A 14,224-nucleotide genomic window follows, 5' to 3' on the forward strand; every position below is an offset into this window, starting at 1 on the left:
TATGGTCAACAAACTTAACTACAAGCCCAACCCGTGTCAGGGATGGCCGAAAAATCCTTCAACCCTTAATGCAACTCCATAAGAAGCAGAGAAACCTTCATCTCGCTCCCATAAAACAAATGGCTCAACCTCAAAAAACAACCAGGATCTTAAGGCATTTCTGCGCCAACGAGAACTCACTAAATACTGCGAAACCTGATAATTCGGTTTGCTTTCACCTTCAACATAAAGGCCACAGATTAAAGCAGAACTTTCTGATAATTGCGTCATGCCATATAAACCATGCTGCCAAAACCAATCATCGGTTTTCTCTCGATAATAAAAATTGTTATCGAGACGCATCACAGAACGTTCATTTAATCCATGTTCATACTGCAAGCCTAAATGAGTCCCTAATCCATCCTTAGTATAATAGTACGCGGAAGCTTCTGTGCGAATAAAATTTCCTGATTGCAAATCAAATATATGGCTATAACGAGTTCTGGCAAAAGGCTGTAGTTTCCGGCCAACGCCAACCCGATGAGACCAAACCGACTTTTCATCATGCATGCCTATCCAGCGTAGAGCCAAATTAAAGCGGTTTTGATCAGCAATAACATCATTTTGAGCCGCTTTAACAGGAGCTTTTTCTAATTCTTCATCGTAATCGCTGAATACCACATCAACATGATTTTTCAGGTTGGGTAACTTCCAGTTTATTCTTACCCGGGATTCGAACTCCATAATGTCTCTGGTTCTGGGTTCCCAGGCTAATTGAATGCGGGCACTTCCGTGAGCAGTCTCAGTAGGTGGTTTGGATTCGTCCACAAAAAAATTGTCAAACCAGTTAGCGGTTTCATGAACAGAATAGGTTACGTTTTCTTGAATATCGTCCAGCCAAGGATATTCATGCACTTCTTGCGCAGTCAAAGGCGCAGATGTCAGCACACAAATAGATAAAAGTAGTACCCCCAGGCTTCTATTCAATATTCCCCCTTCGTAAGATATAAGAAATGAATTACAGCGGTAACAAGTTGATAGCGTACTAATACCAGAACAATACCAGAACGCGTCCTAACTAAAACACCACCATATCAGATAAATTCTGTTGTCAAAAGTGTGTGCTCAAATCGCCCCTGTCTTTAAACTGTAGCAATTAAATGCAGTGACCTTTTCTTTTTGCTACGTATAATAGCCATAATTTTTTAAGTTGGAGTCGAAAATGGGCGGCATAAGCATTTGGCAATTGCTAATTATCTTTGTGATCGTAGTGCTATTGTTTGGCACAAAGAAGCTGCGTACTTTGGGTGGAGATTTGGGTTCAGCAGTAAAGGGCTTTAAAAAAGCAGTATCTGAGACCGATGAGAAAGACGCTGATTTCCAGAAAAGTCAGGAAGTTGAAGATAAATCCCAACAAAACACAGCTCAAAGCAAAGAAAACGAACAGCAAAAGCATTCGTAGTACATTACCACTATGTTTGACATTGGCTTTCTGGAATTAGTCGTAGTCGCTGTTATAGCGTTATTAGTGCTGGGGCCTGAGCGCCTTCCCGGTGCAATACGCAGCACCTCCAGAACCATTCGTAATATCAAGAATATGGCGACCGGGTTTCGCAACGAGATTGAGCATCAGCTCCATATTCAGGAATTACACGACAATTTGAAAAAAGCTGAAGAACAAAACTTTAAGAACCTGTCTCCAGAGATCCAGGCATCCGTAGACGAACTTAAAGAAGCGGCAGCATCGGTAAACCAACCCTACAATAAAAAAGACGATCAAGGAACGTGAGCGATACTCAACCTCTTATTGCCCATCTGATTGAGCTACGCAGCCGATTATTACGATCACTGCTCAGCGTATTGCTGGTATTTCTATGTTTGGCATATTTCGCTCAGGATTTATATTCCTTGCTGTCAAAACCCTTGCTTGATGCCATGCCTGAAGGCGCTCAAATGATAGCAACCGACGTGGCCTCTCCCTTCTTCGCTCCTTTTAAATTGACTCTGGTATTGTCATTTTTCATTGCAATACCCTATGTGCTTTATCAATGCTGGGCATTTATTGCGCCGGGACTATACAAGAACGAAAAGCGCCTTGTCGCCCCCTTGATGTTTTCTTCCAGCTTGTTGTTTTATGCCGGTATCGCGTTCGCTTATTTCGTCATTTTCCCGTTGGCCTTTCCGTTTTTTGTGGGTGTAGCACCTGAAGGCGTCGTAATTAACACCGACATCAATAGTTATTTGAACTTTGTATTAAAATTGTTTTTTGCATTTGGGGTTTCCTTTCAAATCCCGATTGCCATAGTTTTACTGTGCTGGACAGGCTTTACTACGCCAGACAGCCTGAGAGAAAAGCGCCCTTATGTCATAGTTTCTGTATTTGTGGTAGGAATGCTAATGACACCGCCAGACCCAATCTCACAAACCCTGTTGGCTATTCCAATGTGGATTTTATTTGAACTTGGTGTCTTTGCTGGCGGTCTATACGGACAGTCCGATACACAAGAAAAAGAGGATCAGGAGATATCATGAAGTACCCATTTGGCCTTGCCACCCTGTTATTGGCATTTGCCTCCGTATCTGCGCAAGCGGAATCCTTAGCTGATGCAATGAACAAATGCAGCAAAGTAGACAACAGCCTGAAACGACTGGTTTGTTACGATAAGCTCAATCAACAAGCTCAAGGCTACGCCGATAGCCAACTTCCAAGCAATTTACAAGCACCCGCACGTCAATACCAGCCAACAGAAGTGGCCAACAATGACGCAGGTTTTGGTCGCCAAAATCAAGCCTCACCCGAAAGCAATTTTGGTATAAAAGCACCCGTTGAAGATATTGATTCCCTTAACGCCTCTGTCGCCAAAGTGGATAAAGATCGTCGTGGCAGAATGACGATTACGCTGGACAATGGTCAGGAATGGAAACAAACCGATGACGAGTATTTGGGATTGAAACCGGGTGACTCTGTTGTTATCGAAAAAGGCATGTTAGGTTCATTCTTGCTAAGAAAATCCGGTTCATCCAAGCCGATTCGAGTTTCTCGCAGCTCGTAACGCGACAAAGCCCGAAAGAGGATTACCATGCGTCTTTGCGATATAGGTGTCAATCTGACCAACAACCGATTCAACGATGATTGGGAAGCCACCATTCAACGCTCACTCGATGCCGGGGTCGATAAATTAATTATCACCGGAACCGATATGGCAGAAAGCAAAGACGCCTTGTTAATGTGTGATTCCTGGCTTGAGCACTGTTATGCTACAGTGGGTATTCACCCTCACTACGCGAAAGACGCGGTTGATGAAAAAGGCGAACCCAACTTTTATCAAGAAATCATCCAACTTGCCAGCCACAGTAACGCGGTTGCGATTGGTGAGTGCGGGTTGGATTTTAATCGCAACTTTTCACCGCGAGACATTCAGCTCGCGGTATTTGAAGCGCAATTAGAAATAGCCTGCGATTTAGCAATGCCGGTATTTTTGCATGAACGAGATGCGTTTGAAGAGCAAATCAAATTACTGGAAAAATACCGTTCAAAATTAGTGGGTGGCGTTGTCCATTGTTTCACGGGAAACATCGAACAAATAAAAGCTTATCTGGGTTTAGATTTCTATATTGGTATTACAGGCTGGCTATGTGACGCCAAGCGCGGTCAGGAATTGCGCGAAGCCGTTACTCACTTACCTCTAAACCGTTTGCTATTAGAAACCGACGCTCCCTACTTAATGCCGAAAACGCTAAAATCATCGTCAAAACGAAATGAACCGGAAAATTTGCCCCACATATTGGAGCAACTCGCGGCTATATTGTTAGAACAAGAAGAACATGCTGGCTTATCGCTGCAAGATATCGCCCATGCCAGCTATCAAAACAGCATCACTTTATTTGGATTGGAGAAATAACACGAAATGCTAATGGCGAGCGGTCGTCTTAACAATTTCTATGACAAAATGCCAATGTGGTTAATGGGATTACTGCTGTGCTTTTGTATCTGGGGAATTGTCACTACCTACCAAGCCAATATCACTTCACTTCCCGATCAAACCATCAGTAGAGGCATTGACTACTACCAGGCAAACAGCTCGGAATTGCAGCTCTCAGACATTCTGGAGCTAGGGGAAGAAGTCTGGACAAGCCAGCAAACCGACACACTCACCTTACCCACAGCCAATCACACTTATTGGTTGAGAATGCAGCTACCTTATCTGGATAACATGGATAATTGGCTGCTCGAAGTAGACTACACTCAGCTTGATCATCTCAGCGTTTGGTTTATCCAAAAAGACATCGTATTAGCCAATTACAACACGGGCGATCAAATGCCCTTTCGCAGTAGAGCGTTGGCTCATGAACGTTTTTTATTTCCAGTCCCCACGCAAGACAAAGAAGTGCCAATTCAGGCCTATATTGAACTCAACAGTTCCGTACCAGCCGCACTACCGGTAAATTTGTGGCGAGAACGAAACTATTTGGTTTTTAACGGTGAACATAGCGTTGCCATGGGGCTGTTCTTTGGCTTCATGTTAGCGATGGCACTCAGTAACTTCTTCTTTTTCATCAATACCGGCGCAGCGAGCTTCTTGCTCTACACAGGTTACGTTATGTCAGTGGCATTCCTGCTATTCAGCATGCATGGCATGGCTTACAAATACTTTTGGCCGGGAAGCATATGGATGCAAAACCACAGCATCGGGATATTTGCCAATGCCACACTGTCGTTTGCTTTGCTCTTCATTAGGCAACTGCTGGATTTATCACGCTATAGTGTCAATATCGATCGCTCATTTCTCGGATTAGCAGGGCTTTTCCTCTGCTTCCTCATTGCCAGCTTTTTCGTAGAATCCTATTTTATTTCGCAGGTGTTCCTGTCATTCGTCACCCTTGTCGTGGTTTATGTTTTCGCAGCGGGCATCTGGCTTTGGTATAAAGGCTTAATCGTCAGTAAAGTCTATGTGTTTGCATGGTTCACCTTGCTTATCAGCATCTTGTTCGCCTGTTTGGAGGGCTTGCAGATATTTGATACATCAATGCATTCCCGCTACATGCTTATGCTGGGCGCAGCCATTGAAACTCTGTTGTTAGCCCTTCTGCTAGCCCGCAGCTACAGCGAACAATCCAAACTTCTTCTCGCTGCTCGGGAACATGCGCTGGAGCAAGACAAGAAAGTGCTGGCAGCTCGTGAAGAAACCATCGCCATTCAGCAACAAGCCAATGAAGATCTGGAATATGCCGTCCAGGAACGCACTTATGAGCTCGAAATTGCGCTGCGAGAATTAGCAGAAAAGAATCAGGAATTAGAAGAGCGCAACACGCAAGACGCTTTAACCGGGATCCGCAACCGTCGCTTCTTCGACAAGAAATACCTGGCTGACATGCGCTTAAGCCGCCGAGGCCAAACTGAATTAGCTGTCGCCATGATCGACATCGACCACTTTAAAAAAGTGAACGATACTTATGGTCATTTAGCCGGCGATGAATGCTTAAGACATGTTGCCAAATTGATTAAGGAAAATCTGAAACGCCCGGGAGATGTGGTATGTCGTTACGGCGGCGAAGAATTCGCAGTGCTTATGCAAGACACTGGCGAACAAGGTTCAATACAATTAATTGAAAAAATTCGCCAACTAGTTGCACAGCACCCGGTAAAATATGGTGGTGGCGAAATACCATTAACCATTAGCGCAGGCATCAGCAGTACCATTGTATCAGCAGAACAAGCTGAAGAACTGCTGCTAGACACAGCCGATAAAGCTTTATACAACGCAAAAGAAGCAGGTAGAAATCAAGTCATTTACAAAGCCATAGAGCAACCTGATAATCAGCATCATCAGGAAGACGAGCAATAGCGCTAATACCTGTAGTAACTATAATTTATTACCGACCAACAACGGCGGTATGCTCGATCCAATTAAGGAGCAGATAGTTTGCAACACTTTCCATATTCAAGAATGCGCCGCATGCGCAAACACACTTTCACTCGTCGGTTGATGGCTGAAAACCAGCTTACTGTGGCAGATTTGATTTTCCCTATGTTTATTCTCCCAGGTAGCAACCAAAGAGAAGCCATTCCCTCCATGCCGGGTATTGAACGTTTATCTGTCGATTTATTGTTGGAAGAGTGCCAGCAGCTTGTTGATTTGGGCATTCCGGCTATCGCGATTTTCCCGGTTACACCATTAGACAAAAAATCGCTCGGCGCAGAAGAAGCCTACAACCCGGAAGGGCTGGCTCAAGTGGCGACTAGAGCAGTAAAAGCAGCCTTTCCACAGTTAGGTGTGATTACCGACGTAGCCTTAGACCCTTTCACATCACATGGCCAAGATGGACTCATCGACGAATCAGGCTATGTACTCAATGACGCCACTTGTGAAGTCCTGATTAAACAAGCTTTATCTCATGCAGAAGCCGGGGCAGACGTCGTCGCACCATCGGATATGATGGATGGTCGCATTGGTTTAATTCGTAAGGCGCTGGAAGAGGCCGGACATATCAACACCTGCATCATGGCTTATTCTGCCAAGTATGCCTCTCACTATTACGGCCCCTTTCGTGACGCCGTCGGCTCAGCCGGCAACTTAAAAGGTGCGGACAAAAAGAGCTACCAGATGGATCCGGCGAATTCCGACGAAGCCATTCGTGAAATCCAGCTCGACCTGCAAGAAGGAGCGGATATGGTTATGGTGAAGCCAGGCATGCCGTATCTGGATGTTGTGCGTCGCTGTAAAGACGAATTAAAAGTACCAACGTTTGCATATCAGGTAAGCGGCGAATATGCCATGCACAAGGCGGCTTTTGCCAATGGCTGGTTGCAGGAAGAACCTGTTATATTAGAATCCCTGTTAGCTTTTAAACGTGCAGGGGCTGATGGCATTCTTACTTACTTTGCCAAGCAAGCCGCACAATTGTTAAAAGGATAAGATGATGATTGAGGTTGCGGTTAATTAGCCCAGAATTATCAACACAAGCACCTCATTCTTTCGGATAACACAGACAAACCAGCGATAGAGACTAGATATGCCCTCAAATAGATTTGATGACGACATACCGAAAATTACTCTGGACAGAGAAGACCGGGAAGCATTCCATCAATCCCGAAGTAAAGGCAAATATAAAACCTCTAACGAGCCAGAAGTAACTACATCAAGCAGCACTTCTGAGGTAAAGGTCAGCAGTAGTCCATCACCCGTATGGACAACCGTTCTGCTCATTTTAATTTTTGCTGCGTTTGGTGCCAGCTATTGGTTGTACCAACAACAAGTTAAAAACCTGCAACAACTCGACAACGCCCAACAACGTATCGCTGAATTGGAGAGACAACTTTCTGCAACCGGCGAAGAAATGGGTGAATCTGCCGTAGCACTGCAAGCAAAAGTGAGCCAACTCGACGCAAAAAGCAAAGAGCTTTGGGAACAAATGGACAAGCTATGGGCCTCAGCATGGCGTCGTAATCAGTCAGACATCAAGAAGCTCACTGACCTGCTAGACACCATGAACACCGACAGCGCAGACTTTGAAAAACAATTTAAAGTCATACAGGCAGAGCTAACAGCAAGTACCGCTAATTTTGGCTTACTGCAAGAGCAACTCGATAAGCAAATTAACGAGGCCAAAGGCGTCAATAAGAACATTGCTGACCTGCAAAAAGTCGATGCTGAACGTTATAAGAAGATTCTTGAAATGGATCGCAAACTCACCGCCGCTGACAAAATTGCCAGCGAGCTATTACAGCGTATTAAAGAGCTGGAAAAATGGCGTGAAACAGAGTTAAAAACAAAGCCTGAACCAGAAGTGATCCCAAGCCCGAAGAAAGACATACCGCCGCCACTGACGGTTGGGTAAATCGTTATTCAGCCAAGACATAAAAAGCCTATGAGGACATAACAAAGCATATTGTTTTGCCCTAACAAACGGACTCTAACTTCAAGCCGGTTTTACTGGCTTCCTTCCTTGTTTTCAAAGTCATCAATGAGCTTGTCATTCTGTTCCATCCGCTGACGCCATTGTTGAATGGCCTTTTCGCGCATATTGGAAATGTGATCCCGTTCATCCACAATATCCACACCCAGCAAGCATTCCAGCATGTCCTCAAGAGTGATAATGCCTTGCACGTCGCCATATTCATCAACAACCAGGCAGATATGTAAGTGCTTAGCCAGGAAAGTAGAAAACAACTTGGGTAGCGCAATGGTCTCCGGCACTATGTATATAGGTTTACTGAGCTTAGCGATTCTAAAACCGGGCTCTAATCGATGTAATGCGAGCAAAATATCGTTCTTAAGAACAAAGGAAGTAATGTCGTCTTCATCCTTGTCTGTCACCAGTATTCGGGAAAATGGCTCGGAGCCATGCTTTTCAATATATTCCTGAACCGTCATATCCTTATGCACTCTAAAAACAACACTGCGAGGAGTGAGTATGTCTGTCACTTTGGCATTGCGAAATCTTAGTAAATTACTAATCAATGTTGATTCATCTTCACCAAGCGCACCTTCCTCAGAGCCCAGATTCGCCATCGCTTCTATTTCTGCACGAATATAATCAGCTTCATTTTTCTTGGTGGAAAACAACTTGGTTAGCTGCTCACTGAGCCAAACAAATGGCTTTAGAAGAGGAATGAGCCATATCAACAAAGCACTCACTACGCCCGTTAACTGACGCCAATAATTAGCACCTAATGTTTTAGGAATAATTTCTGAAAAAACCAGTACCAATAACGTCATTAGCGCAGAAGCAATACCCACAGCCGCATCACCAAATATGACAGCAGCCTGAGCCCCCACACCAGCAGCTCCAGCCGTATGAGCGATAGTATTCAACGTCAAAATAGCCGCTAGAGGACGATCAATTTGCGCTTTTAACGACTTTACACGCTCCGCCAAATCCGGCTGCTCATTCTGCAACGTCGCAATATAACTCGGAGTAATACACAGCAACACCGCTTCCATAATGGAACAAATAAAGGAAACCGCGATAGCCACAAACATAAAAGTGAAGAGTAATAGCATAAGATAAAAATCGAGGTATTAAGTCAGACTAAGTTAGAAGTGTTTACAATTCTAGCCATTCTTCCTTGTTTCGCTTGATATTGCCAGAGTTCTCTAATCAACAACACCTGGATTTTCAGAAATGATCACAAACTCCTGACAAATTCAGGAATAAAACCGGGAAAAAAGAAAAGTCCACACTGACCCTAGATAACCTCTTATGTGGTTTCCAAATTCATTTTCTGCACCAATATTTATTAAGTGTAACAATGTGATAATATTTCGCCGCTACTAAACTAGTAAAGCGCGCCAATAAGCAGTTAAAGATTGACTCCACTACTATAGGAATATTATCCGGGCTGCTGTTTTGGAAGAAGTAAAAACAAGGAAATAAAGGAGTTAGTTATGCTAAAAATCAGAAGTTATTTAGCAGCATTTCTATTTATATTTAGCCCTCTGGCCTTAGCCGCCGCCCCACAAATAAGCATTAGCTGGTCACCCTCGACGATATATGTAGGTCAAACCTCAACACTTGCCTGGAATGTAACTGGTGCTAATAGTTGCGTAGACCAAAATGGCAGTTCCGTTGGAATGACGATGAATTGGACGTCTTCTCCCAGAACCGTGGTTGGAACTCAAACAAAAACGTTAACCTGCACAGGTCCGGGTGGCACAACGACAAAAGGTGCAAGCTTAACGGTAAAAGCGTTACCTCCAAAGCCAAGCATTAGCATTTCGTGGTCTCCAAGCACTGTGTATGTAGGTCAAACTTCAACATTAAGTTGGAGCGTATCTGGTGCAGATTCATGCGTGGATCAGAGCGGCGCATCAGCCGGTTTTTCGATGAACTGGACGTCTTCTCCCAGAACATCAGCAGGCACCCAAACCAAGTCACTTACATGTACTAACATTGCAGGAAGTACAAGCAAAGGAGCCACACTGACGGTACTAGCTTTGCCTAATCCACCCAGCGTCAGTACAAGCTTTAACAAATCCTCTATGTATGTTGGTGATTCTGTCACTTTTAGCTGGAGTTCTTCAGGCGCCAGCTCATGCTCATTAGATGGTGGTTCTGTATCAACTTCTGGCAATCGAACCTATACACCAGGTAGTGCAGGAACATTTTCCAAATCAGTGAGTTGTTCAAATATTGGAGGTAGTCGTTCGGCCTCCGCATCCACAAGTGTAGTCAACTACCCAACACCTACAGTATCTGCCTCCTTTGGTTCTGCAACATTAGCTTTAGGAGAATCAACCCTATTAAGCTGGTCTTCTACCTATGCAGATTACTGCACTATTGATAGCCAAAATTACAGTACATCAGGTTCAATTAACTACTCTCCAGGCTCGACTGGTACCTATAGCAAAACCGTAACCTGTAGTGGCAGAGGTGGAAGTAAGTCAGCACAAGTCAGTTTGAGCGTTATCGCTTTGCCAATAGTGGATGTTAGCTGGAGCAAAAATCCTGTATGGGTTGGTGAGATCCCAACATTAAACTGGTCTATTTCAAACGCAACAGCTTGTTATAACGTAAATAGTGCTGGAGATGAAACTGTAATAGAGACAACAAGTGGTTCTTGGCCTAGCACTCCTGCCGAAGAAGTACCCCCAAGAACAATAAATACTTTCAAGAAAATTCGTTGCGAAAACCAATTCCCGGTATATAGCTCCGAAGATGAAGAATTGTTAATAGTAAATCCATTGCCTCAACCGACCGGATTTAGTGCTACGAGATTAAGCGATACATCAATTCAATTAAACTGGAATGAGTTCTTGCAAGACAACCATAACAACAGAAAAGAGCTGGGGTATTATCTAACTACTATTTCTGACGGTAACACAGTATCGGATATTTACCTGGGGGAAGGTGATTTATCCTCATTCGTTGATAACTCAGCTTCAACCTCAAGCCACGAATACCAATTAATGTTATGCCTGACAGACATTCTGGGTGGTGTAAAGCAACCAAAAACATTGTGTACCAGCCCTGTAATCGTTACTGTTGACGCGGTTACTCCTCCACAGCCAAGCGGACTAATAACCGTAGGATATAGTGAAGGTCATGGCTACATTGAACCTTTTGAAAGGGTTATCTTGAACTGGGAAACCAGTAATGCAAACAATTGCTACCTCACCATTGACAACGGCACGCCAGAAAGCATTACCAGCTCAGGTAGTAAATTACTACCTTTATACATGCCAGCTCGTAATGGTAAGGAATTTGACGCCTCTATCACATGTGGCGACCCAGGCACACCTTTGGTAACTAAAAACGTTAAAATTGGAACTGAAACAAGTAAATACATTGATGTCAGCGACTCAAACTGGGAAAGCGAGCTAACAACAGTTTCAAGTACTAAAAATATTATTCTCTACGGCTCAGGCACATTAACCCAAGATCTTACAATAAGCAGAAGTATGGATGGTCGGAGAGCATCTGTTAACGTTCAAAATTATACGCTCAAAATTAGCGGACTTCAGGGTGGAGTTGTCTATGTCCCTGAGTTGTTAAATCAAATTAAAACTGACACTGCTGCACTTGAAGTAACTAACGTATCTAACTCAACAATCTATACAAGACACATTAAACATAGTGAGACATTGAATGGCATATCAATGTTGATAAGTTCTGCTGATGGTTCGGTTAACAACAACTTGTTTTATCTGGGCAAACATTTTTTCTTTCAGAAAAACATGATATTGGATGCGACATCCTGTTCAGATGGAACCACGCTGACTATTTCCGGTAATCGTTTCTTCGGTGGTCAATTGGCTCGAGGAGTAGATGCAAAGACTGATTGGGCTTCTGATTCAGCACACTTGGTTATGAATACCAATAATAGTGCCTGCATTAGCGAAAACACCTGGTTTGGAACGTCAATGGAAGGTACGCGACAAACCACTGAAGCTCGTGCTCATATCCACGGGGACAGTAATAACTTTATAAATGTAAGGTGGGAAGGCGTCAACATTGACGTAGCGCAATGTTCCGAGAGTTTTCCATGCAAAGCACAAGTAACGCTTTCCGGCTCGAACAATACTATTTTATCCGGCTATGACCATGGTTCGTTTATTGATGCCAGAAAAAACGATGAAACAAGTAGCTATAAACAAAATATTTGTACCAAGAATATTGCCACTTCATCCAATAATGCCGTACGTGGGTGGCTATCTAAAAGTGTTGGTAACGTATGGATTTGGGAAGACAACACTCAAGAAATTGAATGTCAGTACTAAGATTAAGGAAAACAACAATGAATAGCTCAATTAAACTATTGCTAGCATCATCATTGATGCTGACTTCCTACGCTGGGTTTGCTCTACCCAACACAGCTGAATGTATTGATATCAATGCATCTGAAATTACAAACGACATCAATAACGCGATTGATTCTCAATTGCCTTATAAATTGTCAGGTTGTTTTAACCTCAATTCTAGCGTCATTATCAAATTAGATAATGCTGATATCGCTAACAAGCGCTATTCAATCGACCTGGATTTATCCAATGCCACATTTATTGTGAATTACGGTACAGAAAATCCATTTCCGGTTATTAGCCTACAAGGACAAACCTATAATGGCGATAATATTCCTATAGAGAGTAGCTACATTAAATTTCCCAAAATCTACAATATGACATCTTACAATGAAGATGATGTAAGACGATGCCACTACGTCAGTCGTATACAAAATGGTGACCTCCATCCTTCACCTGGAATATATGAAAAGTCGATACCTGCTGATTCAGCAACGCGAAGCGATCACACTCAAAATATCGGCATTGAAATTCAGGCAGGAAGAGCATTGCAAACATCATTGAATGAAATATCAGGGTTTTGTATAGGGCTGGCAATGGTACCTGCTGATACTTGCAGCGACTATACACCATCGACAAGCAACGACTACTGTTCATATGAAAGTATCGTTGCCTACAACTCTTTTTTTGGGGGGCAATTCACAAACAATTATGCAGACATTGCTATTAGCTCCAAAAACAATTATGGCTGGGTTAATCAAAACAATTTCTTTAGTCCCACTTTTGTCGGAGATAGTAATAATCCTTACTGTAAGGAATATGTTGAAACAGATAAAGATCAGCAATGCAAAGACATCTTTATTGACGGGAAATCTGCTGAATCAATATATAAAATTGACCCACCGAATAACAATAGCTTCTTTGAGCCTACTTTTGGCGATGCTGTAGCAAAAGCAGATAACTTTTACAGCAGAGCAGGTAACCATAATATGGTTTACAAAGCTCACACTGTTAACAATGCTCCAGTTAAAACCAATATAGGCAATAAAAGAGCGTCAACAAAAGTGCTTTTATACGGTGAAGTCCCCATTCAAGGTGATGAAAACTGCAAAGGGCACAATTCAGAATATTACTGTACTGCAAGTGGCAAGAAAATTGAGGCTGGAGCAGTTAAGCGTATTGATGAAGACACATTACCAGATTTGAATCAATAGTATATTCATTAGATATCAAAGATACAGACCGTTAGTTGAGTAAAGCAGCGGTCTTTTGTCTAAATCCACTTTTACAAAATAAAAGCGGATTTAGACTTTATACGCAATTCCTGGTTAATCCTCATCATCCAACACTACATCATCATCGAGTGGTGAATCATCCAGATCATCATCATCGCCGCCACCGCCACCACGACTGATCTTTTCGTCTGAGTGATTAGGTTTATTTCCATAAATGCTGCCTGCTTTCGGGCGATTAACGCGCATTTGATATTTTGACCAAGCACGTTCAGCTACCGATTCAGGAGCCTTCTCTCCTAAAGCAACTGCCAGCAGTCCTTTATCTTCTTTACAGTTACAGTCAAGCTCACCGTCTAATAAAGCACAAATCAAATTCCCATATTGAGATAGCGCTTTACTCTCTGAAATTGAGAAATCGCCTGATCTTGCAAACCCGTAAGGGTAATTCTTGGGATCCTGGTAGGATCTTGTAAGCAGTTGCTCTCTAGTTACTTTTGCCATTGCTATGTTCTCAACAAAAGAATTGTAGTTACCATCCAAAACAGCAAGCCAAAATAGGGGAGTTTACCCCTCCAATATTGCCCGAAATGCACTTAGTGAATTTATGTGAACACTTCGTTCAACAACCATATTCAGGACAAATATTGATCGTTAACGTTGGTTGGCTGACTAAATATACACCAGTGCAAAGCGCGGCTTGTGCATACGCATTTTTTAGGCTCAATTTAGAAGCTAGTCAACCTTCTTTTAAGGCCAAAAATAAGAAAT

13 protein-coding genes are annotated in these 14,224 nt (G+C 43.0%); 10 read left to right on the plus strand and 3 right to left on the minus strand.

The window, feature by feature from the left end; translation table 11 throughout:
- Positions 1 to 36 precede the first annotated feature (36 nt).
- Positions 37 to 966, minus strand: a complete 930-nt coding sequence (locus KIH87_RS18950) for a hypothetical protein (protein ID WP_232359415.1) — start codon at positions 964 to 966, stop codon at positions 37 to 39.
- Between the two features lie 235 nt (positions 967 to 1,201).
- On the opposite strand from KIH87_RS18950, the gene tatA reads away from it, so the two are divergent.
- The 8 genes from tatA (at position 1,202) to KIH87_RS18990 (ending at position 7,818) form a co-directional block, all read left to right on the plus strand.
- Positions 1,202 to 1,441 (plus strand): Sec-independent protein translocase subunit TatA, encoded by a 240-nt coding sequence (gene tatA, locus KIH87_RS18955; RefSeq protein WP_232359416.1) that lies wholly within the window; start codon positions 1,202 to 1,204, stop codon positions 1,439 to 1,441.
- A gap of 12 nt (positions 1,442 to 1,453) precedes the next feature.
- Positions 1,454 to 1,768, plus strand: coding sequence for a Sec-independent protein translocase protein TatB (gene tatB, locus KIH87_RS18960; RefSeq protein ID WP_232359417.1), 315 nt, complete (start codon positions 1,454 to 1,456; stop codon positions 1,766 to 1,768).
- Positions 1,765 to 2,511, plus strand: coding sequence for a twin-arginine translocase subunit TatC (gene tatC, locus KIH87_RS18965; RefSeq protein ID WP_232359418.1), 747 nt, complete (start codon positions 1,765 to 1,767; stop codon positions 2,509 to 2,511). Before tatB ends, tatC begins: the two co-directional genes overlap by 4 nt.
- Positions 2,508 to 3,032: a hypothetical protein gene (locus KIH87_RS18970; RefSeq protein ID WP_232359419.1), complete on the plus strand. Its 525-nt coding sequence runs from the start codon at positions 2,508 to 2,510 to the stop codon at positions 3,030 to 3,032. Before tatC ends, KIH87_RS18970 begins: the two co-directional genes overlap by 4 nt.
- Positions 3,033 to 3,059: 27 nt before the next feature.
- Positions 3,060 to 3,881, plus strand: coding sequence for a TatD family hydrolase (locus KIH87_RS18975; RefSeq protein WP_232359420.1), 822 nt, complete (start codon positions 3,060 to 3,062; stop codon positions 3,879 to 3,881).
- Between the two features lie 6 nt (positions 3,882 to 3,887).
- Entirely contained in the window at positions 3,888 to 5,825 is a 1,938-nt protein-coding gene (locus KIH87_RS18980; RefSeq protein ID WP_232359421.1) for a sensor domain-containing diguanylate cyclase, read from the plus strand.
- A 102-nt stretch (positions 5,826 to 5,927) separates the two neighbouring features.
- On the plus strand, positions 5,928 to 6,896 hold the full coding sequence (gene hemB / locus KIH87_RS18985) for a porphobilinogen synthase (RefSeq protein ID WP_232361525.1): 969 nt from the start codon (positions 5,928 to 5,930) through the stop codon (positions 6,894 to 6,896).
- Positions 6,897 to 6,993: 97 nt separating this feature from the next.
- Entirely contained in the window at positions 6,994 to 7,818 is an 825-nt protein-coding gene (locus KIH87_RS18990; RefSeq protein ID WP_232359422.1) for a coiled-coil domain-containing protein, read from the plus strand.
- 92 nt (positions 7,819 to 7,910) lie between these two features.
- On the opposite strand, the gene KIH87_RS18995 is transcribed toward KIH87_RS18990, so the two are convergent.
- Positions 7,911 to 8,984: a CNNM domain-containing protein gene (locus KIH87_RS18995; RefSeq protein WP_232359423.1), complete on the minus strand. Its 1,074-nt coding sequence runs from the start codon at positions 8,982 to 8,984 to the stop codon at positions 7,911 to 7,913.
- A gap of 384 nt (positions 8,985 to 9,368) precedes the next feature.
- On the opposite strand from KIH87_RS18995, the gene KIH87_RS19000 reads away from it, so the two are divergent.
- Positions 9,369 to 12,200, plus strand: a complete 2,832-nt coding sequence (locus KIH87_RS19000) for a hypothetical protein (RefSeq protein WP_232359424.1) — start codon at positions 9,369 to 9,371, stop codon at positions 12,198 to 12,200.
- A gap of 17 nt (positions 12,201 to 12,217) precedes the next feature.
- Positions 12,218 to 13,435: a hypothetical protein gene (locus tag KIH87_RS19005; protein ID WP_232359425.1), complete on the plus strand. Its 1,218-nt coding sequence runs from the start codon at positions 12,218 to 12,220 to the stop codon at positions 13,433 to 13,435.
- Positions 13,436 to 13,549: 114 nt separating this feature from the next.
- Here KIH87_RS19005 and maoP read toward each other — a convergent pair whose 3' ends face one another.
- Positions 13,550 to 13,957 carry a DUF413 domain-containing protein gene (gene maoP / locus KIH87_RS19010; protein WP_232359426.1) on the minus strand — a complete coding sequence of 136 codons (408 nt, stop codon included), beginning with the start codon at positions 13,955 to 13,957 and terminating at the stop codon, positions 13,550 to 13,552.
- Positions 13,958 to 14,224: the final 267 nt, after the last annotated feature.

Source organism: Paraneptunicella aestuarii, assembly GCF_019900845.1.
Classification (GTDB): domain Bacteria; phylum Pseudomonadota; class Gammaproteobacteria; order Enterobacterales; family Alteromonadaceae; genus Paraneptunicella; species Paraneptunicella aestuarii.